Origin of the sequence: Micromonospora pallida (genome assembly GCF_900090325.1) — a bacterium.
GTDB classification, from domain to species: domain Bacteria; phylum Actinomycetota; class Actinomycetes; order Mycobacteriales; family Micromonosporaceae; genus Micromonospora; species Micromonospora pallida.
This window is the reverse complement of sequence record NZ_FMHW01000002.1, coordinates 6,380,449-6,402,916: the sequence shown is the minus strand read 5'-3', so window position 1 is coordinate 6,402,916 and position 22,468 is coordinate 6,380,449. Positions and strand designations below refer to the sequence as shown.

Sequence of the window (22,468 nt, the reverse complement as noted above, 5' to 3'; positions counted from 1 at the left end):
GAACGCAGCGAAGCGGAGTCCCGCAGTCGCGAACGAAAGGGTCAGCCGCGAATGATCACCAGACTGCTGGTCGCTAACCGGGGGGAGATCGCCCGCCGGATCTTCGCCACCTGCCGTGCGCTCGGCCTGGAGACCGTCGCCGTGCACTCGGACGCGGACGCCGACGCGCCGTTCGTCGCCGAGGCCGACCATGCCGTACGCCTCCCCGGGAACACACCGGCCGAGACGTACCTGCGGATCGACCTGCTCCTGGCCGCGGCCCGGCGGTCCGGCGCGGACGCCGTGCACCCGGGCTACGGCTTTCTCGCCGAGAACGCCGGGTTCGCGACGGCGGTGACCGACGCCGGGCTGACCTGGGTCGGCCCGCCGGCCGCCGCGATCGCCGCGATGGGCGACAAGATGGCGGCCAAGGCGCTGCTCGCCGAGGCCGGCGTGCCGATGCTGCCGACCTGGACCGATCCCGACCAGGTCACCGACTTCCCGGTGCTGGTCAAGGCGTCTGCCGGCGGCGGTGGGCGGGGCATGCGCGTGGTCCGGGAGGCCGCCGGTCTCGCCGAGGCGGTCGCCGCCGCGAGCCGGGAGGCGGCCGGCGCGTTCGGCGACGGCACGGTCTTCGTCGAGCGGTACGTCGAACGGGGCCGCCATATCGAGGTACAGATCTTCGGGGACAGCCACGGCACGGTCGCCGCGCAGGGCGTCCGCGAGTGCTCGATCCAGCGTCGGCACCAGAAGCTGATCGAGGAGGCCCCCGGCGTCATCCCGATCGACCTGCGGGAGAAGCTGCACGAGGCCGCGGTGGCCGCCGGCCGAGCGGTCGGGTATGTCGGCGCGGGCACGGTGGAGTTCCTGCTCGCCCCGACCGGGGAGTTCTTCTTCCTGGAGATGAACACCAGGCTCCAGGTCGAGCACCCGGTCACCGAACTCACCACCGGCCTGGACCTGGTCCGGCTGCAACTGATGGTCGCCGAGGGACAGCCACTGCCGGAGAACGCCGTCGACCCGGCCTGGATGCGCGGCTACGCGATCGAGGCACGGCTCTGCGCCGAGGATCCGGCGCGGGACTGGCGGCCGGCCACCGGCACCCTGCACCGGTTCGCGATCCCCGGGGTGGCCCGCGAGTTCGGCACCCTCCGGGCCGTCGGCCTGCGCCTCGACTCGGGCGTGGTGGCCGGCTCGACGGTCGGGGTGCACTACGACTCGATGCTGGCGAAGGTGATCGCCTGGGCGCAGACCCGCGAGGAGGCCACCCGCCTGCTGGCCCGGACGCTGGCCCGCGCCGAACTGCACGGGGTGACCACCAACCGGGACCTGCTGGTCCGGGTGCTGCGCAGCCCTGAGTTCCTGGCCGCCGAGGTCGACACCGGCTTCCTCGACCGGCACCCGGAGGTCTTCGCCCCGCTGTTGCCGGCCGACGCGGTACCGCTGACCGCGCTCGCTGCCGCGCTCGCCTCGGCCGCCGCCCGCCGCGCCGAAGCACCGGTGCTCGGTTCCCTCCCGTCCGGCTGGCGGAACGTGCCGGCGTTTCCCCAGGTCACCCGGTTCGCCGGGGCGGACGGCGAGATCGAGGTCCGGTACCGGCTGGACCGCACGGGCGGGCTCGCCGAGTGGTCCACCGACCCGGCCAACGTACGGACCGTCACCCTGGTCGGGGCCGCTCCGGAGCGGGTGGTGCTGGACGTCGACGGGGTCCGGCGGACGTACCGCGTACACCAGGTGGGGTCGGCGGTCTTCGTGGACGGCCCGGACGGGGCGACGAGCCTGACCGAGCTGCCGCGTCTCCCCCTGCCCACCGCCGAACTGGCGGCCGGTTCGCTGCTGGCGCCGCTGCCCGGCACGGTCACCCGCCGGCACGTCGAGACGGGTCAGCGGGTCGCCGCCGGGGACCTGCTGTTGACCCTGGAGGCGATGAAGCTCGAACACCCCGTGCTCGCCCCGGTCGACGGCGTCGTCACCGACCTGCCGGTGCCGACCGGTGGGCAGGTCGAGACGGGTGCCGTACTGGCCGTGGTCGACCCGACCGAGGAGGACGCCTGATGGACTTCGACCTCACCGACGAGCAGGAGCAACTCCGCGATGCCGTCCGGGCGCTGGGCCGACGGTACGGCCACCGGTACTTCGTGGCGAAGGCCAAGGCCGGCGAGCACACCACCGAACTGTGGGAGGAGGCCGGTCGGCTCGGCTACCTCGGCGTCAACATCCCCACCGAGTACGGCGGCGGGGGCGGCGGCATCACCGAACTGGCGATCGTCTGCGAGGAGCTGGCCGCCGCCGGCTGCCCGCTGCTGCTGTTGGTGGTCTCCCCCGCCATCGCCGGCACGGTGATCGCCAAGCACGGCACCGCCGACCAGCGCGAACGCCTCCTCCCCGGGCTGGCCGACGGTTCGCTGAGGGTGGTCTTCGCGATCACCGAGCCGGAGGCCGGGTCGAACTTCCACCGGCTCGGGACGGTGGCCCGCCGGGACGGCGACGACTGGCTGCTCTCCGGGCGCAAGTGCTTCATCTCCGGCGTGGACGAGGCGCAGTACGTGCTGGTGGTGGCGCGGACCGAGGACACGACCACCGGAAAGCTCAAGCCGGCGCTGTTCCTCGTGCCGACGGACGCGGCCGGGCTGACCTGCTCCCGGCTGGACATGGAGATCGTCTCTCCGGAGAACCAGTTCCTGCTCTACCTCGACGACGTGCGGTTGCCCGCCGACGCGCTGGTCGGCGAATCGCTCGAGGCCGGACTGCCGGCGCTCTTCGCCGGTCTGAACCCGGAGCGGATCACCGTCGCCGCGATGTCGGCCGGCACCGGCCGCTACGCGATCGAACGCGCCGCCGAGTACGCCGCGACCCGGCGGGTCTGGGGCGGCCGGAGCATCGGCTCGCACCAGGGGGTGTCGCAGCCGCTGGCGCACGCGGCCATCCAGGTGGAACTGGCCCGACTCATGACCTACAAGGCGGCCACCCGGTACGACGCCGGGCGGGACCAGGAGGCCGGGGTGTCCGCCAACATGGCCAAGTACGCCGCCGGGGAGGCCGCCGCGCTCGCCGTGGACACCGCTGTCCAGGTGCATGGCGGCGCCGGCATGACCACCGAGTACGGCGTCGCCACCCTGCTCGGGGCGGTACGCGCCGGCCGGATCGCCCCGGTCAGCCGGGAGATGATCCTCAACTTCGTGGCCCAGCACGTGCTCGGTCAGGAAAAGTCGTACTGATCGGCCCGGGGCCAGGGCGGGGGCGGCGTCTCAGCCCGGGGTGCGGCAGGCGGCGTCTCAGCTCGGGGTGCGGCAGGCGGCGTCGATCCGGTGCACCGGTCGTACCCGCCGGCCCAGCCCCTCCAGCAGCGAGTCCTCGACGTGGAAGTCGTGGATCCGCAGCCGGTGCCGGGGCAGTTCGTCCTCGTTCGGGCAGAGCACCTGCGCCTCGACCCGGTCCACCGGGACGAACCGCACCCCGCCCCGGGTCTCCAGGACGGCCATGTTCACGTCGTCGACGGCCACCACGTGCCCTCGTACGTCCTCGCTCCCGCCGACCGGGTTCGCGACGGTGACCACGGTCAGCGGCAGCACCGGGGTGGTGATCACCGGCAGGGCCGCCCAGACCAGGATGACCAGCACCGCGGCCTGGGTGAGCGGGGCGAGCGGGCGGAGCACCGCGCGCGGCAGCGGCCCGGCGACGGCGACGGCGAGCAGCGGCGGCCCGCCGAACAGCAACAGGGCCACCAGGTCCCGCTGCCACCAGGCGTCGAGCATGGTCGGCAGGACCAGCCAGCCGTACCCGGCCAGCAGGGCGGTCAGGAGCAGCAGCCGGGGCGCCAGTCGCTCGTGCAGTCGTTCCGGGGTGATCTGGAACGCGGCGGCGAACGCGGGCAGCAGCAGCGGCAGGTAGAGCAGTTCCCAGGTGACCAGGGCGAACAGGAAGCTCGCCAGCACCAGCCAGGCCGGGGTGATGTCGGTCCACCGGGCGAAGAGGGGCCGGCGGGCGCTGACGGCGGCGAGGTCCGGCTGGTCGGCGCTGACGGCGAAGACCGCGCCAAGGGCGAAGATGGCCACCAGGACGGTGGAGAGCAGTTGGGCGGCGGTGGTGAGGAAACCGGCGATCAGGTTCACCGGCCCGACGTTCGCCACCAGCAGCAGCGTGGTCTGGAGTTCGCCGCCGGCCTCCACCGCGAGCCGGAGCACCGAGAAGACCGCCGGTACGCCGACCACGAGCGTCCAGAAGGACTGGCTGGCCCGGGCCCGCCGCTCGGCCTGGTCGGTGACCGGGGTGCTCACGGCGTCGGTGCCTTGTCGTCGAAGTCCACCAGGTCCGGCACGTTTAACGGCTGCGGCTGGGGCAGGTCCGCCGTCAGCCACGGACCGAGCGTCTTGTGGTACGCCGTCAGCCACGGGCTGCTGCCGTCCCGGCGGCCCTGTTGGTAGCTCTTGTGCAGGAAGTAGGCGACCAGGTCGCGCAGCGCCGGGTCACCGATCGGCACCCCCACGCCGATCCGCTCGCTGGTGCCGAAGGGCATGTCGACGATCTGGAACTCGGTGGCGAACTGGGACCGGAATCCGGCCAGGATCGCCTCGTCGGAGCTGACCACGTCGTACCGGTCCTCGCGAATGCCCCGGACGCAGTCGGAGACGTCCTTGACCACCCGGGGCCGGATGCCGTGCTCCTCCAGTTCCGCCTCGCTGGTCGAGCCGCCACTGGCGCAGACCCGCAGCTTCGGGTCACGCAGGTCCTCGATGGTCTGGACCCGGTCCTTGAGCCGGAGCGGGATCAGGACCTCCTGTGTGGTCACGAAGTACGGACCGGCGAAGAGGACCTGCTTCTCCCGCTCCTCGGTCATCGAGAAACTGCTGACCACGAGGTCGACCTGGCCGCTCTGGAGGGCGGGGATGCGGTCCTCGGTGGCCAGTGGCACCAGGTCGATCCGTTGGTCCCCCTCGTAACCGAGCGACGCGGCGATGTACCGGGCGATCTCCCCCTCGAAGTTGACGAAGGCGTTCTTCTGCCCGCCCAGCAGCGGGTCCAGGGTCGCCACCCCGATCCGCAGCTTCGGCTGGCCGTGGACCTGTGTCGCACGCAGCTTCTCCTGCACGGAGGGGAACTGCGGCTCCTGACGGCTGTCGCAGCCGGCGACCGCGGCGAGGCCGAGGGTCAGGGTGACCGCCAGCGCGGTGGCGATCGACCGAAACTGCTGCCGGGACGGCATGTTCATGGACGGCTCCGGGGAAACGGGCCAGCGGGCCCACCAGGATAACCGTACGCATCCAGTACGTACCGCAGCGTGGTTCGGCTGGTACACGGCCGGATCACACACCACCCTGGACGGTTGACAGCGCGGGCAACCGGGTGATGCTGGACCGGTGATGCGTCTAACCCGTACCCGTGCCCGGGTTCTGGCGGTGACCGCCTCGCTCGTGGCGGTCGCCCTCCTGGTCACCCTGGTCGTCCTGCGCCGGGACGACTTCCTGGGCGTGGTGCTGTCCCTCCTCGTCGTACTGCTCGCGATGACCACCGGGGTCGCCGTCGACGCGGCACGCCACCAGCCACCGCCCGGTCCGGCACCCGTGCCCGTCCAGCAGCCGCCGGGTGGCCTGCGCGGGATCGACGCGGACACCCTCGAGACGCTCGACGACCCGATGATGGTGGCGGCGCTGCGCGCCCGACTCCGGGACCGCTGACCGCCCCGCCCGGCGGATCAGCGCAGGCTGAGCGTCGGCGCGGCGAGTCCGTCGACCCCCCGGCCGGCCAGGCAGCGGTACGTCTGCTCGGAGTCCTCGGTGTCCGGTGGCAGCACCTCCAGCTTCCACCCGTCCGCCTGGGTCAGACCGCTGGTCAACCGGAACGTCGTCGGGTTGCAGACCCGCGTGACCGCCGGCGCGGCCTTGACCGTGTCGTGGTCGGCGCCGGCCAGTTCGACGGGGAGGTTGCCCTCGGCGTAGCTCTCCCACGTGTGCCGACGGTCACATCGGACCCGGACGGCCTGGGCCCGGGTTCCCCGGACCCGGACTGGGCCGAAGCACTGCAACTCGTCGGCGCAGCGGCCACCGGCGGGCAGCTCGGCGGTACCGTCCGCACAGCCCGGCAGCGTGCCCGCCACGGCTGTGGTGGACGGCAGCGGCTCCGGCCGCTCGGGGATGCTCCCCACCCAGGCCCCGGCACCCGCCGAGGCGACCAGGGCGAGCACGCCCGCGCCGCCGAGAAACCAGCGCCGTCGACGGCGCGCCGGTGCCGGCACCGTCGGGTGACTGTCGTCGACCGGGGGGCGGGGCGCGGGGTGGCCGGTGCGCCCGCGCGACGAGTCGTCGCCGGTGCGCTCGGCCGGACCGGGGTGCCGCCAGGGTCCGACGAAGGACGTCCCCTGGTGGTGCGGGTGGTCGGAGGTGCCGAGCGACAGCCCGGCCAACAGGCCGCGCAGCTCGACCGCGGAGGGCCGGGCACCCGGGTCGTTCGACATGCCGAGCCGGAGCACGTCGACCAGCTCGTCCGGCACCCCGGGCAGTCCGGGGATCGGCTGGTTGAACATCTCCAGGACGGTGACCAGGCTCGGGTTGCGCTCCGACTGCCAGCGCGGGGGCCGACCGTGCATCACCGCGTACAGGGTGGCGCAGAGCGCGTAGACGTCGACGGCCGGCGAGGGCGGGCTGTGGTGGAACATCTCCGGCGGCGCGTACGCCGGGGTGAGAACCTCCATGGTGACCGTGGGGTCACGCACCTCGGCCAGCACGGCCAGCCCGAAGTCGGCCAGCACCGCCGGGTTGAAGTGCGAGTGCAGGATGTTGGCCGGCTTCACGTCGCGGTGCAGCACCCCGGCCGCGTGCGAGTGCGCCAGCGCGTCCGCGATCTTGACGCCGAGGTCGCGCGCCTCGACCGGACCGAGCGGGGAAGTGCGCATCCGTTCGGCGTACGACCCGTCACAGAGCTCCATGATCAGGTACGGGTGCCGGTCGACGGTGACGCCGACGTCGAAGAGGTCCACCACGTGCGGGTGGGACGACATCCGGCCGGCCGCCCGCGCTTCCCGCAGGAAGCGCGCCTGGTCGCGTTCGTTGTCCAGGGTGCGGTTCTCCACCTTGACCGCGACCTCACGCCCGACGGAGATCTGGACGGCCCGGTACACGGTGGCGTAGCCGCCCCGGGCAAAGACCTGCAAATCAGTCAGACCGGGCACAATTGGCTTCGGCAGGGCGCCGGGCGGGGTGGCGGTCACAGCTCGAAAATACCCAACTCACCCGGCGGCTCAGTGCCCCGCACCGGCGACCAGCGCAGACGAGGCACCGACGACGTCCGGCCCGACGGCGGCACGCGGCAGCCTCATGACGGTCCCCTCCCCTGGGACGCGGCCGTCACCGTGGACCACCGCTGTGGCCCCCAACGCTATCCGTTTCGGCGCGTCCCGGCATCAGCGGAATCGACAGATCCCGCCGAATCCGCCGAACCCCTCGGGTCCGCGTCCCCCGTCGCCGCCACCGTCGCCGGCAGCGGGGTGGCCGGGGCACCCGGGCCGAGCAGCCGGGCCCGCAACGCCTCCGCGTCGGCCCGCTCGCTGCGCTGCTCCGTCGCGTACGCCAGCCGTACCGCCTCCTCAGCGGCGGCCAACGCCTCGACCGGCCGACCGCACGCGCTCGACGTCTCGGCCAGCACCAGCGCCGCGACCACCTGGCTGCGGACGTCCTCGGCCGGTACGGCGACCGCCCGGCGGGCCCAGTCCAGCGCCTGTTCGTGCTGCCCGAGAGCGAGCAGCGCCGAGGCGTACCGGGCCAGGGTCTGGCGGCGGGAGAAAAGCAGCGCCGTGTTGCCGGCGGCGGTCGCGACCGGGGCGAGCAGCCCCACCGCGGTGGTCGGGTCACCGGCGGCGAGCCGGGCCATCGCCAGCAGCACCCGGGGGGCCACCTGCGCCGGCGCCTGCGGATTGTGCGGCTCCACGGCGGCGAGCACCTCGCGCGCGTACCCTTCGGCCGCCGCCCCGTCGCCCAGGTCCAGCGCGACGAAGCCACGCAACGTGCCGGCCATCCCGGTGAGCAGCGGGTGGGCGGTCCGAGCGGCGTGGTCGAGCGCGTCGGTGAGCAGGTCCGCCGCGTGCTCCGGCTCGCCCAGCCCCCGGGCGATCGCGCCCCGCACCACCAGGGCGAAGCCCCGCCCCCAGTCGTCCGAGGCGGCGACGAACTCCCGGTACGCGCGCCGGGCCGAGCGGTCCGCCTCGGCCAGCTCGCCCAGTTCCGCGGCGGCGTACGCCTCGACCGCCCGCAGCGTCCCGACCGCCCACGCCTCGCCGATCCGCTCGCCGAACGGCAGGAAGATCTGCGCCAGCCGGTACGCCTCACCCAGCCGGCCGGCGAGCAGCCGGGCGAACGCGGTCGTCCCGCGCAGCCAGGCCCGCCCGTACGGGTCCTTCAGCTCGGCGAAGAGCCGGGCAGCCCGACCGAGCACCGCGTCGGTGCCGGTGAAGTCGCCCCGGGTGGTGGTCACCCAGGCCAGGTTCTGCAACGACCACGCCTGTCCGCGTGGGTCCCGGACGGCGAGGCTGACCTGGTACGCGGCGGCGAGCCGGCTGCTGGCCTGGCCCAGCCGTCCACTGACGAAGTCGGCCATGCCGAGTCGGCGCATCGCCGAGGCCCGCAGCGTGGGCAACTCGGCGGCGGCGGCCACCTGCAACGCCTCCTGCCAGCTCGCCACCGCCCGGCCCAGGTCGCCGAGGTTCTGGTACGCCTGCCCGGCGAGCAGCAGGGCGTTGGCCCGGGTCGCGCCGTCGTCGGTGGCGTTGGCGGCGATCTTCTCGGCGAAGGCGAGCGCGTCGGCGGCCCGGCCGACCTGGAGCAGGGCGCGGGCGTGCGCCACCCGCGCGGTGACCGGCAGCCCGTCCCGGGCCAGCTCGGCGGCGCGTTCGGCGTACTCGACGGCGAGCGCCGGCTCCCCGGCGGCGAGCGAGCGGCGGGCGGCCCGGTCCAGCGCGGCCACGCCCAGCGGGGCCACCGTACGGGCCGACGTGTCCGGACGGAGGCCGACGGCGTCGGCGAGCGCGGTGGCCCGCTCGGCGTGCTCGGCGACGAACTCGTCCCGGGCGGCGTCGGTGAACCCGCCCGGCGGCACCGGCGCGCCACCGGGGTCGGTCAGCGCGGCCCAGCGGGCCAGGGCGGCGTGCCGGTCGGCCAGGTCCGCCTTGCTGACTCCGGCGTAGGCGGCCTCCCGCATCAGCGGCGTGGCGAACGTGTAGCCGGTCCGGGTGCGGTGCAGCATCCGGCGTTGCAGCAGCTCCTCCACGGCCCGCTCCAGCTCGACCGCGACCACGGCAGCCGGTCGGCCGTCGTGCCCGGTGCGCCGCTCGCGCAACGCCTCCAGGGTGCCGGCGGGCACGGTGTCGCCGACCACGGCAGCGTCCCGCAGCACCGAGCGGGCCTCGGGCGGGAGCGCGTCGATCCGGGCGGCCAGCACGGCGGCGAGGTCGCGGGAGAGCAGCCGGCTGCCGAGCGAGCCCGGAACCAGTCGCCAGATCGCCACGCCGCTGCCGTCCCGGTCCGCCCCGGCGGTCAGCGCGCCCCGCTCCATCAGCAGGGTCACCAGTTCGGCGAGGTAGAACGGGTTGCCCTGGGCGGTGGCGAGCAGCCGGTCGGTGTCGGCCTGGGGCAGCTTCCCGCCCCCGAGGTAGGTGGTGAGCAACCGGGAGGCGTCCGCGCCACGCAGCGGCGGCAGCACGTGCACCTCGGCCTCGGAGAGCCGGGTCAGCGCGCCGGCCGTCCGGACCAGTTCGGGACGGCCCAGCAACAGCACCAGCACCGGTCCGGTCAACCGGGACAGGGCCACCCCGAGGGCCTGGATGGTCTCCCCGGTGGCGTCGTGCAGATCGTCGACGACCACCACCAGGGGCACCTCGGCGGCGAGTCCGCTGAGCAGCCCCGCCACTGCGGTCGGCACCGCCTCGGTGTCCGGCGGCGGGCTGTTCGCGTTCCACTCGGCGTCGTCGGCCGGGCCGCCGTGCGGGGCGGGCAGGTCGACGTAGCCGAGCAGGGCCAGCAACTGTTCGGTGGCGAGCGGCGGCGGCACCGGCTGCACCCGGGCGAGTCGCTGTTCGAGCCGGCGCAGCCGTTCCTCCACGGCCGACCGGGTCACCGCGGTCGAGGCGTCGCCGGGCAGGCCCACCGCGGCCCGGACCAGGTCGGCGAGGGGCGCGAGCCGGCGGCGTTCACCGAAGGCCGCGCAGCGGACCGAGAGCACCCGGGCACCGGTGTGCGCGGCGAACCGGCCGGGGCCGACGTCGTACCCGGCGGCAAGGCGTTCCACCTCGGCGGCGAGCCGGGACTTGCCGATCCCCGCCTCGGCGGTCATCAGCAGCACCCCCGGCTCACCGCGGTCCACCACCTCGGCGAGACGGCCGGCGACCCGGCCGACCTCGGTCTCCCGGCCGACGAACGGGGCCTCGTCCCCGAGCCCGGACCGGGTGCCCGGCGCGTCCAGGAGCCCGAGCGACTCGTACGCCTCGACCGGCTCGCGCTTGCCCTTGAGCCGCAACGGACGCAGCGCCCGCCAGGAGGCGACGTGCCGGGTGGCGGCGGCGGTCCGCGCCCCCGCGTACACCGCGCCGACGGCGGCGGCGTCGGCCAGCCGGGCGGCGGTGTTCACCGTGTCGCCGATGACCGTGTACTCGATGGCGGCCTGGATGCCGGCGATCACGTCTCCGGTGTTCAGCCCGACCCGCAGCCCGAGCGGAGCGCCACCGCCGCGCTCGTCGTCGAGCACCCGACGGACCGCCCGCTGCATGGAGAGCGCGGCCCGCACGGCCCGCTCGGCGTCGTCCTCGTGGGCGACCGGCGCGCCGAAGACCGCCATGATGCCGTCGCCGGTCAGCTTGTCGACGTGGCCGCCGAAGGTCTTCACCGCCCCGGCGAGCGCGGCGAGCACCCGGTCGGTGACCGCGCCGACCCGCTCCGGGTCGAGGTCCTCCGACCAGGAGGTGAAGTCGGAGAGGTCGCCGAAGAGCACGGTGACGACCCGGCGTTCGGCCGCCGGCAGGGTCGCGGCGGCCGGCAGCGCGGCGCCGCAGTTGTGGCAGAACCGGGCACCGGGCACGGCGACGGTTCCACACACCGGGCAGGTCACGGCTGGTCCAACCGCGCTTCTCCGGCGCTGGATTCCCGGGGCGGCACGCCCAGGTACTCCAGCTGGGCCCGGACCGACCACTCGGCCGCCCACCACAGCGAGCGGTCCACGTCGGTGTACACCCGGGCGACGACCTCGGCGGCGGTGGTGTCCCCGGCGGCGACCGCCGCCCGGACCTGGTCGAGCCGGGCCCGCCGGTGGGCCAGGTAGTAGTCGGCCGCCACGCCGCAGTCGGCCAGCGCCGGGCCGTGCCCCGGCAGGGCGACGATCCCCCGGTACGCCGACAGCCGGCCCAGGCTGCCCAGGTAGTCGCCGAGGTTGCCGTCGGGGTGGGCGACCACGGTGGTGCCCCGGCCGAGGATGGTGTCCCCGGTGAGGACCACCTGCTCGCCCTCGTGGTCGACGAGGAAGCAGACCGAGTCGCCGGTGTGTCCGGGGGAGGGCAGCAGGTCGACGAGGAAGCCGAACCCGTTGAGCAGCTCCCGGGATTCGGTGAGGGGCTCGGCGTCGACGGTGTGCGCCGGGTCGGCGGCGAGCACCGGAACCCCGCCGAGCAGCTCGGCCAGGCGGCGGGAGCCGTCGGTGTGGTCCGGGTGCCCGTGGGTGATCAGCACGAACCCGATCGGCGCGTGGGCAGCGATCCGGGCCAGGTGCGCCTCGTCGGCGGGGCCCGGGTCGACCACGATCGTCTCGTCCCGCCCGGGGGCGCGCAGCAGCCAGGTGTTGGTGCCGTCGAGGGTCATCGGGCCGGGGTTCGGCGCGCGTAGCAGCGTCACCCACTCCGGCAGCGAATCCGCCAGCGCGGCCGCTGGCGTCGTCAGGTGCCCCGTCATGGCTGCGATCGTACGACCCGACCGGCCGCTACTCGCGATCTTGAAGCGCGGAACCGACCGGGAGTACGGCACGGCTCCACCCCGATCGGGTGGAACCGTGCCACGTACGGTCGGTCAGCCGACCTCGACGATGACCTCGACCTCGACCGGGGCGTCCAGCGGCAGCTCCGCCACGCCGACCGCGCTGCGGGCGTGCCGGCCGGCCTCACCGAAGACCGCGCCGAACAGGTCGGAGGCGCCGTTGATCACGCCGGGCTGGCCGGTGAAGCCGGGCGCCGAGGCGACGAAGCCGGTCAGCTTCACCACCTTGACCACGTTCTCCAGGCCGACCAGCGCGTCGATCGCGGCGAGCGCGTTCAGCGCGCAGCGCTGGGCGAGGTCCTTCGCCTGCTCGGCGGAGACGTCCGCGCCGACCTTCCCGGTGGCGAGGAGCTTCCCCTCGGCCATCGGAAGCTGCCCGGAGACGTAGACGGTCTGCCCGGACTGCACCGCCGGCACGTAGCTGGCCACCGGCGGAACGACCTTGGGCAACGTCAGCCCCAGCTCGGCGAGCTTGGCGGCGGGGCTCATGCCTTGGGCCGCTTCAGGTAGGCGACGAGCTGCTCCGGGTTCGGTCCCGGGATCACCGAGACGAGTTCCCAACCGTCCTCGCCCCAGTTGTCGAGAATCTGCTTGGTCGCGTGGACCAGCAGCGGGACGGTGGCGTACTCCCACTTCTGCATCGTTGCCGGGCTCCCGTTGTCGTGACGTGGATGTTCGCCGACAGCCTACGGCCCGGTGGACGGCCGGGGCACGGGACGCGGCTCGGGGATCACCGGCGTCTCCCCGCAGGGGCCGGGGTGCCCGTAGCGCTGGGGGCACCGCGACCGGTCGGGCAGGAGCAGGTCGCAGAAGACCCGGTGCCGGTTGTTCTGGTCGTCGGCGGTGGAGACGGTGGTCTCCCCGGCGTCCAGCTCGAGCAGGAAGCCGAGGGAGTCGGCGACCCGACCGGCCAGTCTGGTGGCCGCCGCGAGATCCACCACCCGGACCGGCAGGTGGATCACGTAGCCCGGCTCGTCGTCCTCCCGGCCTCGGTCGGCCGACCGGATCCGCAGGCGCGGCGGTTCGACCTGGTCCGGCGATCGGCGGTACGGACGCTCGTTGCAGGGGGACGCCCCCGCCGGCTCGCCGGCCTCTCCCCGGCGCGCGGGCCTCCGCTCGCCGTCGGGAAACTGGGTGCGGGGAGTGTTCTCCGCGTCGCGCATGCAACCGCCTCCAGGCGTCGTACCTGATCCGATCTGCCGTGCGGAGCGGACGTCGTTGCCCGGCCCGTTCCCCCGCGCCGGGCCCGAACGTAGGGTCGAAACCCGACATCGGCAACCGGGCGCGCTCAGATCATCACGGAAAGTCATATATGCGACAGCTCTACCGTCCGGTAACAGATACCCCCACCGGCTACCCGACCGGTAGGCGGCCGATCACCGCGCTGCTCGGTGGTGCGGCGACCAGGGCGCGGCGGCCAGGGCGCCCGCACCGGGCCCCCGCCCGTCTCCGACGACCGCTACCCTCACGGGCGGGTCGGCGCTCCCGGCCCGCCCGTCCCAGCGTCACCGCCGCCGGTGACGCACGTACCAGACATTCGGGGGAGACGATGACCCAACCGCCGCAGGGTGGCCCGTTCCCACCGCCGTTCGGCGCCGGCCAGCCGCAGCCCGGCGTCCCGTCCCCCGCCCCGCACGACGCCTACGGCCCGCCCGGGCCGACCCCGCAGCCGGGCGGCGTACCGGGCTACCCGCCGGGCACGCCGGGAGTCCCGCCCGTCTCCGGCGCACCTGTGCCGCCGCCGGTTTCGGGCGCGCCCATGCCGCCGCCCGGGTCCGGCGCGCCCGTGCCGCCGCCCGGTGGGTATCCGCCGCCGGTCCCGGGGTACCCACCGGCTGCCGGGTATCCGGCCCCCGGATATCCGGCAGCCGGGTACCCGCCGGCCGGCGGGCCGTACCCGCCCGGTTACCCGGCCGCCCCGAAGAAGAAGCGCGGCCTGCTGATCGCCTCGATCGCCCTGGTGGTCGCCCTGCTGCTCTGCGGCGGCGGTGGCGCGGCCGCCTTCTTCCTGCTGCGCGACACCGGGCCCAGCGAGGGCGCGGCCGAGCCGACCACTGCGGTGCAGGAGTTCCTCACCGCCGTCTACCAGGACCGCAACGCCGTTCGGGCCTCCGAACTGACCTGCTCCTCGTCCCGCGACCAGGAGAAGATCGCCGCCAAGGTGGCCGAGGTGCAGAAGTACGTCGCCGAGCACGAGGCGCCCCGGTTCCGGTGGACCGAGCCGAAGGTGGACGACCAGACCGACGAGCGGGCCACCGTCTCCACGAAGCTCACCGTGACCACCACCGACGAGAAGACCGCCGATCAGGAGCTGCGCTTCACCGTAATCCGCGACACCGGCTGGTGGGTCTGCGAGGTCGGCTGAGTCCGGAGGCTGGTTAGGCTCGACTGGTGCGAGCAGCTGAGCAGCCGGTCGAGCCGGCCCGCCCCGGATGGCCGGCCCGTCTCCATGTGGTGACCGGCAAGGGCGGCACAGGCAAGACCAGCGTCGCGGCGGCGCTGGCCCTGGCCCTGGCCGCCGGTGGCCGGCGCACGCTGCTGGTCGAGGTGGAGGGCCGGCAGGGCATCGCGCAGCTCTTCGGCACCGACCCGTTGCCGTACGAGGAGCGGCACCTGACCGACGCGCCGGGCGGCGGAGAGGTCCGGGCACTCGCGGTGGACGCCGAGGCGGCGCTGCTGGAGTACCTCGACATGTTCTACAAGCTCGGTGCCGCCGGCCGGGCACTACGCAAGCTGGGCGCGATCGACTTCGCCTCCACCATCGCCCCCGGCGTACGCGACGTCCTGCTGACCGGCAAGGTCAAGGAGGCGACCACCCGTACCGACGGGCAGCGCCGGGTGTACGACGCGGTGGTGCTGGACGCCCCGCCGACCGGCCGGGTCGGCCGGTTCCTGAACGTGACCGCGGAGACCGCCAGGCTGGCGAAGGTCGGGCCGATCAAGACCCAGAGCGAGGGGGTGGCCGCCCTGCTGCGCTCCCCGATGACCGCGGTGCACGTGGTCACCCTCCTCGAGGAGATGCCGGTCCAGGAGACGCTGGACGCGGTCACCGAGCTGACCGCGTTCGGTTTCCCGGTCGGGCGGATCATCGTCAACGGCACCCGCCCACCGCTGCCCGCCGGACGAGCCACCAGCCACGCCGAGTTGCGCCGTGGGCTGCTCGCCGCCGGGCTTCCGGCCGACCGGGACACCGTGGCCGGGCTGCACGCGGAGGCGGTCGACCAGACCGTCCGGCGGGAGTTGGAGGAGACGCTGCGCGCGGAGCTGGCCGAGGCCGGCCGGCCGCTGGTCGAGCTGCCGCTGCTCCCGGCCGGGGTGGACCGGGACGGCCTGGTCACCCTGGCCGCCGCGCTCGTCCGGGCGGACTGACTCACACCTGGGGCCAGCACGGCGCGGGGAGCCGCACGAGCCCGATACGCTCGATTGGTGCCTTCCGAAGACGCAGCGCCGCTGCTGGACGTCGACCAGATCCTTGCCGACCCCGGCGTGCGGATCGTCGTCTGCTGTGGTGCGGGCGGGGTGGGGAAGACCACCACCGCCGCCGCGCTCGCGCTGCGCGCCGCAGAACATCACGGCCGGCGTACGGTGGTGCTCACCATCGACCCGGCCCGCCGGCTCGCCCAGTCCCTCGGCCTGACCGAGCTGGACAACACGCCCCGCCGGGTCAAGGGGATCGACGGCGACGGCGAGCTGCACGCCATGATGCTGGACATGAAGCGGACCTTCGACGACGTGGTGCTCCAGCACACCGATCCGGCGAGGGCGGCGGAGATCTTCGCCAACCCCTTCTACCAGGCGATGAGTTCGACCTTCGCCGGTACGCAGGAGTACATGGCAATGGAGAAGCTCGGTCAGCTCCACGCCCGGGGCGAGTGGGACCTGATCGTGGTGGACACCCCACCCTCCCGCTCGGCACTGGACTTCCTCGACGCGCCGGCCCGGCTCTCCCGCTTCCTCGACGGGCGGATGCTCCGTATGCTGCTGGCCCCGGCCCGCAGCGGGGGGCGAAGCATGTTCAGCCTGGTCACCGCCTCGTTCGGGGTGTTCTCAAAGATCGTGCAGAAGGTGATCGGCGCGCAACTGCTGACCGACCTGTCCGGGTTCGTCGCGGCGCTGGACTCGATGTTCGGGGGCTTCCGGCAGCGTGCGGAACAGACGTACCGGATCCTGCAGGCGCGGGAGACGGCGTTCCTGCTGGTCGCGGCACCGGAACCGGACGCGGTCCGGGAGGCCGCGTACTTCGCCGGCCGGCTGCGGGAGGAGCGGATGCCCCTGGCCGGACTGGTGCTCAACCGGGTGCACCGGCCTGCGGTGGCGACCCCGGACGCGGTGGAGAGCATCGCCGCGGCGGATCGGTTGGCGGAACTGGGTGGCCACGAGACCACCGTGGACGTGCTGCGGGCCCACGCCGCCCTGCTCCAGCAGTCGGCCCGCGAGCAGCAGGTGGCGGCGTCCTTCACGGCGGCGTTCCCGGCGGTGCCGATGGTGTCGGTGACGGCGCAGCCCGCCGACGTGCACGACGTCGACGGGCTGCGGACGATCGGCGCGGCGATCAGCCGCTCCTGACGGCGGCGGATGCCCCACCGGCCAGGTGCGGACCGGTCAGCCGGCCAGGTGCGGGCTGGTCAGCCGGCGTTGACCAGGATCTTGTCCTTGGCCGCCTTCTCCCGGGCGTTCTTCCGCATGGCGGCCTCGAACATCTTCCGCCAGCTCGTCACCTGGGGGTGCCGGCGCAACAGCGCCCGGCGTTCCCGCTCGGTCATGCCGCCCCAGACGCCGAACTCGATGCGGTTGTCGAGTGCGTCAGCCAGGCACTCGTACCGAACTGGGCAGCTCCGGCAGATCCGCTTCGCCACGTTCTGTTCCGCGCCCTGTACGAACAACGCGTCCGGGTCTCCGTTCTGACACGCCGCCAACGACGGCCAGTCAGTGATCATGCCCATCTGTACACGTCCCCCCTTGCATACCTACCGACTCCGTGCGGGATCAGCCGGATTTCCCCCCGGTCGTCCGCGCCCGACCTTCCCCAAGGCGACACGGACGACATCTGGCTCTGTCGCCGCCCTCATCATGCTCCGTAGTCATACGATTACGCAACGTTGTCGGCCAAATCCATCATTTCGGACACTACGCGCGTCTCGGACTACGGCCCGCCGCATACCCCGGCCAACCGCGTGAAAACCCTGCGGCGCCCCCACTTCCCGGGGACACTCGTCCGCCGCGCCGCGCAACCCCACACCGGGGGTCGTGCGTTTAGCACAACGAGGGTGGCGCTCGCGGGAAATGGGGGAAACCTGCCCCGAAGCCGCCCACTCCCTACTCGCGTACGCTGTCGAGGTGACCTGGATGCGGAAACGTGACCACAATTTGCTTACCAACGCCGCATCGCTACTGATCTGCGGCCTGCTGGCCGGGGTGGTGGTGGCCGCCGCCGCGTTCCCGGCGGTGGCGATGTCCGGGCTGGCCGCCAAGGCGGGCGCCGAGACCCTCGGCAAGCTGCCGCCGGACCTCACCGTCAAGCGGGCCCCGCAGATCAGCTACCTGTACGCCTCGGACAGCAAGACCCCGCTGGCGACCATGTACGACGAGAACCGCCGCGACGTGAAGCTCAAGGACGTCGCCCCGGTCATGCGGCAGGCCATCGTCGCCGCCGAGGACCACGACTTCTACAAGCACAACGGCGTCGACTTCAAGGGCGTCGCCCGGGCGTTCGTCAACAACAGCTCCGGCGCGGCCTCCCAGCAGGGCGCCTCGACGCTGACCATGCAGTACGTCCGGCTCGCCATCGCGTACTCGGCGAGCCACCCGGCCGACGTGGTGGCCGCGACCGAGGACACCACCGCCCGCAAGGTCCGCGAGATGCAGTACGCCGTCCAGGTGGAGAAGAAGTTCTCCAAGGACGAGATCATGGAGCGCTACCTCAACATCGCCGCCTTCGGCAACGGCGCGTACGGCATCTTCGCCGCCAGCCAGGTCTACTTCAGCAAGACGCCGAGCAAGCTCACCATCGACGAGGCCGCCATGCTCGCCGGCATGGTGAAGGCGCCGACCAGCTTCGACCCGACCACCAAGAGCGGCTACCCGCTCGCCGTCGACCGCCGCAACTATGTGATCAACAACATGGTGGACATCGGCGCCATCTCCAAGGAGGACGGCGAGAAGGCCAAGGCGGTCAAGCTGACGGTCAAGGGCAAGCGGGCGCCGAACGGCTGCGTGCAGACCCGGGACAACAAGTGGGGCTTCTTCTGCGACTACTTCTACCGTTGGTGGCTCCAGCAGGAGGAGTTCGGCTCCACCACGTACGACCGGGAGCGGCGGCTCAAGAGCGGCGGCTACAACATCGTCACCACCCTCGACGTGCAGGCGCAGCAGGGTGGGGACAAGGCGGTCCGTAAGGCCAAGTCGGTGAACAGCAAGGAAGCCGCGATGGTGGCCGTGGTGGAGCCGGGCAGCGGCCGGGTCCGGGCGCTGTCGGTGAACCGGAACTACAAGCTGGACAACCCAGACAACCCGCAGAACAAACCGCACAGCGACCCGGTGCAGCGGAAGAAGAACAAGAAGCTCGGCAACTACCCGAACACGGTGAACCCGCTGCTCAGCGGTGGCGACGGCATCACCGGCTACCAGGCCGGCTCGACGTTCAAGATCTTCACCATCGTGGCCGCGCTGGAGAAGGGAATCCCGCTCCAGTACACGATCAACTCGCCGAAGCAGTTCAAGTCCGAGTACATCGTGGAGCGGGGATCCAGGGCCGCCTGCGCGGGGACGCACTTCTACTGCCCCACCAACGCCAACGACAGCATGGTCGGCCCGCACAACATGTGGAGCGCCTTCGGTAGCTCGGTGAACACCTTCTTCGTCCCGCTCCAGCAGCAGGTCGGCGCGAAGAACGTGGTCAAGGCGGCGCAGAAGCTCGGCATCACCTTCCGGGCCAGCAACGACATCAAGTTCGCCGCCACCGACCAGGCCGCGAACCAGTGGGGTGCGTTCACCCTGGGCGTCTCGCAGACCACCCCGCTGGACCTGGCCAACGCGTACGCGACTCTCGCCGCGGACGGCAAGTACTGCGAGCCGATCCCGGTGCAGAAGATCACCGGCCCGGACGGCAAGACCCTGGACGTCGCCAACCCGCGCTGCGAGCAGCGGATCAGCACCGAGGTGGCCCGGGCCGCCGTGGACGCCGCCCGCTGCCCGGTCGGTGACCGTTCCTCCATCTCCCGCTGCCGGGGCGCCACGGCCCCTTACGTCAAGGGCATCGTCAACGCGCCGGTGGCCGGCAAGTCCGGCACCACCGACTCGGAGAAGACCGCCTCGCTGGTCGTGATGACCAAGCAGTACGCGGTGGCCGGAATCATGGCCGACCCGGACTGGCCGCAGACCAACGTCAAGATGAAGCACAAGGAGCGGGACGGCATCAACCCGCCGGTGTACGAGACGCTGCGGGACGCCATGAAGGGCAAGGAGCGGATCAACTTCACCCCGCCGAGCGGCAAGATCGTCACGGGTGACCAGCGCAACATCCCCCGCGTCCGGTGCGAGTCGGTCGACACCGCCCGCAACCGCCTGAAGGGTGCCGGCTTCGAGGTCGTGGTCAGCGACGTCCGGGTCTCCTCGAGCTGCCCGGCGGGGAGTGTCGCCGGCACCAGCCCGGAGGGGCGCACGATCAAGGGCGGCGTGGTCACCATCCAGCTCAGCGACGGCAACGGTGGCAGCGAGCCGGGCAACTCCGGCGGTAACAACGGCGGCAACCAGCCCGGCCGCCCGCCCCGGCCCAACGGCTGACCGGTCCGAACACCACGAGGGCCCCTGCCGTCGCCCACCGGCGACCGCAGGGGCCCTCGTCCGTTTCGGGGTTCCGTCGCTCAGGGACGGCGGCGTGCCGGCCGTAGTCGCCGGTACCGGACGCGACGGCGTCGACTGGAGCCGCCCGTGGGGCGAGCGGCCGACCGGTCAGACGGCGAGCTGGCGGCGTACCTCGGCGGCGACCCGACCACCCTCGGCCCGACCGGCCACCGCGGCCTGGGCCGCCTTCATGGCCGGGCCCATCTGGGCCTTGCCGTCGAACCCGCCCGCGGCGAGCGCCCCCGCGACCAGCTCGGCCAACTCCTCGTCGGAGAGCTGCTTCGGCAGGTAGCGCTCCAGCACCTCGCCCTCGGCGGTCTCCTTGCCGGCCTGCTCGCTCCGACCGGCCTCGGCGAAGGCGGTCGCCGCCTCGCGGCGCTTCTTCGCCTCCTTGGTCAGCACGGCGAGCACCTCGTCGTCGGAGAGCTCCCGCTTGGCCTTACCCGCGACCTCGGCGTTGCCGACGGCCGCCAGGGCCATCCGCAGGGTGGAGGTGGTCAGCTCGTCCCGGGCCTTCAGGGCGGCCCGCATGTCGGCGGTCAGGCGGTCCTTAAGCGTGCTCATGGTCGGTCAAACTACCCTGAACGCCATGCGAAAGCGCACCTTATTCCGGCTCGCGACCGCCACCGCCGCTGTCGGCGCGGCCACCCTGGCGTACGCCTCGCTCGTCGAGCGCAACATGTTCACCCTCCGCCGGTACGACGTGCCGGTGCTGCCGGCCGACGCCGAACCGCTGCGCATCCTGCACCTCTCCGACCTGCACATGACCCCCGGCCAGGAGCGCAAGCAGCGCTGGGTGGCGTCGCTGGCCGCCCTGGACCCGGACCTGGTGGTGGTCACCGGGGACAACATGGCCCACCCCGACGCGGTGCCCGGTGTGCTCCGTGCCCTCCAACCACTGCTCGACTACCCCGGCGCGTTCGTCTTCGGCTCCAACGACTACACCGGACCGGTCTGGAAGAACCCGTTCACCTACTTCCTGCCCGACCGGGAGTACGTCGAGGGGGTCGCGCTCCCCTACGAGGAGCTGCGCTCGGTGTTCACCGGGGCCGGCTGGGCCGACCTGAGCAACGCCCGTACCACGCTCAAGGCCGGCGGCCGACTCGTCGAACTGGTCGGCGTCGACGACCCGCACGTCGACCGGGACGACTACTCGATGGTGGCCGGAACGGTCAGCGACGCGGCCGACCTCTCCCTCGGCCTGACCCACTCCCCGAGCCCCGGGTGCTGGACGAGATGGCCGCCGACGGCTTCGACCTGATGCTGGCCGGGCACACCCACGGCGGACAGGTCTGCGTACCGGGGGTCGGGGCGCTGGTGACCAACTGCGGGCTGCCCCGCACCATGGCGAAGGGCCTGCACCGCTGGCCCGGCTCCGACTCGTGGCTGCACGTCTCGGCCGGTCTCGGCACCCACCCGACCGCTCCGGTCCGGTTCGCCTGTCGCCCGGAGGCGAGCATCCTCACCCTGATCCCCCGCTGACTCGGTCCCGGTGCCGGCCGCCGCGTCCGGGGCGGGGGTACCGAGTTTGACCCCCGGGGCGGGTGGGCTAGTATTTGTCCGCACGCCTCGGGGTGTGGCGCAGCTTGGTAGCGCGCTTCGTTCGGGACGAAGAGGTCGTCGGTTCGAATCCGGCCACCCCGACCAGGTAAGAGGGCACATCCTATCGAAGGATGTGCCCTCTAGTGCTTCCCGGGTGACCAACTGAGTGACTACGCCTCAGCGGTCGACGCGAAGATGCGATCCATGACTGCCGCGCCTTGGAGCAGTACCGGCCGGAGCTGGCGGCGGTAGACCTTCTCAGTGACGGTCGTCCCGAAGTGGCCGCACAGGTCGGCGATGTCTTCCAGGCTCACCCGCTGTCGGAGAGCAGGAAGACGAAGCTGTGCCGTAGCTCCCAACGTGTCCAGGCGGCCGAGTCGAGGCCGGCGAGGGTGACGACTCGGCGGAAAGCCCGGCGGACGTTGGCCGCGTCGAGGGCAGTACCGAGAGTGCTGGCGAAGACCAGGCCGAGCGATTGCCAGTCCTTGCCGGCAGTCTTGCGCTCCTGGTCCTGGCGATGGCGGCCGGTGCCTACCGCTCGGCAGTGGCGCGGGCGATCAGGGGAGGCCCGTGGTCGGTCAGGACAACGATGAACTGCCACGGCCCGTGCTCGACCCTGGCAAGTCCGACCGATCCGTGGACGCTAAGCGCCGCGACCATGGCGGAGCCGCCTTCGACGATTCGGTCCAGCTGGGCGTAGTGCTTCGCCAGGCTGACAGCGGGGCCGTTGATCCACAGCTTGATCTCGGCACCTCGGCGCAGAGCGTCGAGCAGTTCCTCGCGCATTGGTCCCGCCGCAGCCGCTAGAACCCGGCCGTGCAGGCGTTCCTGTCCGCATGGCCGGGTCGGGGCGACGGCGGCCCGTTGCCGGCAGGTCGGGCAGGCCGAAGCGTCCTCGCGGTCGAAGAGGTGTAGGTACAACTCGATCTGGTCCTCAGCGAGGCCGCACAGAGTCTCCTCGCCGGCCCAAGCGTGCTCGACACCCGGTGTGAGCGGGTGGAGTGCGGCACCGAACTCGGCCGGGACCCGTGCAGTGGCGAATGACCAGCCTTCTTGATCAGCAGACGTCACGGCGGCGAGGTTACTGGCACGCTGCCGGCAGT

Annotated in this window: 17 protein-coding genes, 1 tRNA gene and 3 pseudogenes; 9 read left to right on the top strand and 12 right to left on the bottom strand. The window is 72.8% G+C overall.

All coding sequences use genetic code 11. The annotated features are described in order from the left end of the window. The first annotated feature begins 51 nt into the window (after positions 1-51). A complete protein-coding gene (locus GA0074692_RS27075) occupies positions 52-2,034 on the top strand; it encodes an acetyl/propionyl/methylcrotonyl-CoA carboxylase subunit alpha (protein ID WP_091649131.1) in 1,983 nt (660 codons plus the stop codon). Beyond that, positions 2,034-3,197 (top strand): acyl-CoA dehydrogenase family protein, encoded by a 1,164-nt coding sequence (locus GA0074692_RS27070; RefSeq protein WP_091649128.1) that lies wholly within the window; start codon positions 2,034-2,036, stop codon positions 3,195-3,197. Before GA0074692_RS27075 ends, GA0074692_RS27070 begins: the two co-directional genes overlap by 1 nt. A 57-nt stretch (positions 3,198-3,254) precedes the next feature. Here the strand turns inward: GA0074692_RS27070 and GA0074692_RS27065 are convergent, their stop codons facing one another. Together GA0074692_RS27065 and GA0074692_RS27060 are read right to left on the bottom strand one after the other, a co-directional pair. Continuing rightward, positions 3,255-4,256 (bottom strand): hypothetical protein, encoded by a 1,002-nt coding sequence (locus GA0074692_RS27065; RefSeq protein WP_091649125.1) that lies wholly within the window; start codon positions 4,254-4,256, stop codon positions 3,255-3,257. Next, a complete protein-coding gene (locus tag GA0074692_RS27060; protein WP_091649121.1) occupies positions 4,253-5,188 on the bottom strand; it encodes a transporter substrate-binding domain-containing protein in 936 nt (311 codons plus the stop codon). The genes GA0074692_RS27065 and GA0074692_RS27060 overlap by 4 nt, the downstream gene beginning before the upstream one ends. Before the next feature lie 148 nt (positions 5,189-5,336). On the opposite strand from GA0074692_RS27060, the gene GA0074692_RS27055 reads away from it, so the two are divergent. Beyond that, entirely contained in the window at positions 5,337-5,654 is a 318-nt protein-coding gene (locus GA0074692_RS27055; RefSeq protein WP_141725426.1) for a hypothetical protein, read from the top strand. A gap of 17 nt (positions 5,655-5,671) precedes the next feature. Here the strand turns inward: GA0074692_RS27055 and GA0074692_RS27050 are convergent, their stop codons facing one another. From GA0074692_RS27050 to GA0074692_RS27025, 6 genes and pseudogenes are all read right to left on the bottom strand, one after another. Further along, the gene (locus GA0074692_RS27050; RefSeq protein WP_091649116.1) at positions 5,672-7,183 is read right to left on the bottom strand and encodes a serine/threonine-protein kinase; all 1,512 of its coding nucleotides are present in this window, start codon (positions 7,181-7,183) and stop codon (positions 5,672-5,674) included. A 299-nt stretch (positions 7,184-7,482) separates the two neighbouring features. Continuing rightward, positions 7,483-11,067, bottom strand: a pseudogene (locus GA0074692_RS27045) (adenylate/guanylate cyclase domain-containing protein); the annotation flags it as partial. Next, the gene (locus tag GA0074692_RS27040) at positions 11,064-11,900 is read right to left on the bottom strand and encodes an MBL fold metallo-hydrolase (protein ID WP_091654151.1); all 837 of its coding nucleotides are present in this window, start codon (positions 11,898-11,900) and stop codon (positions 11,064-11,066) included. The gene GA0074692_RS27040 and the pseudogene GA0074692_RS27045, both read right to left, overlap by 4 nt. A 114-nt stretch (positions 11,901-12,014) precedes the next feature. After that, positions 12,015-12,470: a RidA family protein gene (locus tag GA0074692_RS27035; protein WP_091649110.1), complete on the bottom strand. Its 456-nt coding sequence runs from the start codon at positions 12,468-12,470 to the stop codon at positions 12,015-12,017. Beyond that, positions 12,467-12,622, bottom strand: a complete 156-nt coding sequence (gene sp36, locus GA0074692_RS27030) for a Sp36 family protein (protein ID WP_091452994.1) — start codon at positions 12,620-12,622, stop codon at positions 12,467-12,469. Before sp36 ends, GA0074692_RS27035 begins: the two co-directional genes overlap by 4 nt. A gap of 45 nt (positions 12,623-12,667) precedes the next feature. Then, positions 12,668-13,144: a hypothetical protein gene (locus GA0074692_RS27025; RefSeq protein ID WP_091649104.1), complete on the bottom strand. Its 477-nt coding sequence runs from the start codon at positions 13,142-13,144 to the stop codon at positions 12,668-12,670. A 596-nt stretch (positions 13,145-13,740) separates the two neighbouring features. Between GA0074692_RS27025 and GA0074692_RS27020 the strand changes: the two genes are divergently transcribed. From GA0074692_RS27020 to bagB, 3 genes are read left to right on the top strand one after another with little or no spacing between them, the layout of a single operon-like run. After that, positions 13,741-14,346 carry an Rv0361 family membrane protein gene (locus GA0074692_RS27020; RefSeq protein WP_091649100.1) on the top strand — a complete coding sequence of 202 codons (606 nt, stop codon included), beginning with the start codon at positions 13,741-13,743 and terminating at the stop codon, positions 14,344-14,346. Between the two features lie 26 nt (positions 14,347-14,372). Continuing rightward, positions 14,373-15,350 carry an ATPase BagA gene (gene bagA, locus GA0074692_RS27015; protein WP_091649097.1) on the top strand — a complete coding sequence of 326 codons (978 nt, stop codon included), beginning with the start codon at positions 14,373-14,375 and terminating at the stop codon, positions 15,348-15,350. Positions 15,351-15,404: 54 nt separating this feature from the next. Further along, on the top strand, positions 15,405-16,547 hold the full coding sequence (bagB, locus tag GA0074692_RS27010; protein WP_176738599.1) for an ArsA family ATPase: 1,143 nt from the start codon (positions 15,405-15,407) through the stop codon (positions 16,545-16,547). Positions 16,548-16,606: 59 nt separating this feature from the next. Here bagB and GA0074692_RS27005 read toward each other — a convergent pair whose 3' ends face one another. Beyond that, entirely contained in the window at positions 16,607-16,924 is a 318-nt protein-coding gene (locus tag GA0074692_RS27005; protein ID WP_091649092.1) for a WhiB family transcriptional regulator, read from the bottom strand. Between the two features lie 403 nt (positions 16,925-17,327). On the opposite strand from GA0074692_RS27005, the gene GA0074692_RS27000 reads away from it, so the two are divergent. Beyond that, entirely contained in the window at positions 17,328-19,763 is a 2,436-nt protein-coding gene (locus GA0074692_RS27000) for a penicillin-binding protein (RefSeq protein ID WP_091654149.1), read from the top strand. A 168-nt stretch (positions 19,764-19,931) separates the two neighbouring features. Here GA0074692_RS27000 and GA0074692_RS26995 read toward each other — a convergent pair whose 3' ends face one another. Then, positions 19,932-20,387, bottom strand: coding sequence for a GatB/YqeY domain-containing protein (locus GA0074692_RS26995; RefSeq protein WP_091649088.1), 456 nt, complete (start codon positions 20,385-20,387; stop codon positions 19,932-19,934). A 25-nt stretch (positions 20,388-20,412) separates the two neighbouring features. Between GA0074692_RS26995 and GA0074692_RS26990 the strand changes: the two are divergent. Both GA0074692_RS26990 and GA0074692_RS26985 read left to right on the top strand, forming a co-directional pair. Continuing rightward, positions 20,413-21,305, top strand: a pseudogene (locus GA0074692_RS26990) (metallophosphoesterase). An 88-nt stretch (positions 21,306-21,393) separates the two neighbouring features. Continuing rightward, positions 21,394-21,470 (top strand) — tRNA-Pro (locus GA0074692_RS26985). Between the two features lie 65 nt (positions 21,471-21,535). On the opposite strand, the pseudogene GA0074692_RS26980 reads toward GA0074692_RS26985, so the two are convergent. Continuing rightward, positions 21,536-21,831, bottom strand: a pseudogene (locus GA0074692_RS26980) (tyrosine-type recombinase/integrase); the annotation flags it as partial. Between the two features lie 65 nt (positions 21,832-21,896). Continuing rightward, entirely contained in the window at positions 21,897-22,151 is a 255-nt protein-coding gene (locus tag GA0074692_RS35020; RefSeq protein ID WP_176738598.1) for a hypothetical protein, read from the bottom strand. Positions 22,152-22,468: the final 317 nt, after the last annotated feature.

Coding starts and splice junctions, on each gene's coding strand:
- GA0074692_RS27075 (WP_091649131.1), top strand. CDS start 52: ATGATCACCAGACTGCTGGTCGCTAACCGGGGGGAGATCGCCCGCCGG.
- GA0074692_RS27070 (WP_091649128.1), top strand. CDS start 2,034: ATGGACTTCGACCTCACCGACGAGCAGGAGCAACTCCGCGATGCCGTC.
- GA0074692_RS27060 (WP_091649121.1), bottom strand. CDS start 5,188: ATGAACATGCCGTCCCGGCAGCAGTTTCGGTCGATCGCCACCGCGCTG.
- GA0074692_RS27040 (WP_091654151.1), bottom strand. CDS start 11,900: ATGACGGGGCACCTGACGACGCCAGCGGCCGCGCTGGCGGATTCGCTG.
- GA0074692_RS27035 (WP_091649110.1), bottom strand. CDS start 12,470: ATGAGCCCCGCCGCCAAGCTCGCCGAGCTGGGGCTGACGTTGCCCAAG.
- sp36 (WP_091452994.1), bottom strand. CDS start 12,622: ATGCAGAAGTGGGAGTACGCCACCGTCCCGCTGCTGGTCCACGCGACC.
- GA0074692_RS27025 (WP_091649104.1), bottom strand. CDS start 13,144: ATGCGCGACGCGGAGAACACTCCCCGCACCCAGTTTCCCGACGGCGAG.
- GA0074692_RS27020 (WP_091649100.1), top strand. CDS start 13,741: ATGCCGCCGCCCGGGTCCGGCGCGCCCGTGCCGCCGCCCGGTGGGTAT.
- GA0074692_RS27005 (WP_091649092.1), bottom strand. CDS start 16,924: ATGGGCATGATCACTGACTGGCCGTCGTTGGCGGCGTGTCAGAACGGA.
- GA0074692_RS27000 (WP_091654149.1), top strand. CDS start 17,328: ATGCGGAAACGTGACCACAATTTGCTTACCAACGCCGCATCGCTACTG.
- GA0074692_RS26995 (WP_091649088.1), bottom strand. CDS start 20,387: ATGAGCACGCTTAAGGACCGCCTGACCGCCGACATGCGGGCCGCCCTG.
- GA0074692_RS35020 (WP_176738598.1), bottom strand. CDS start 22,151: ATGCGCGAGGAACTGCTCGACGCTCTGCGCCGAGGTGCCGAGATCAAG.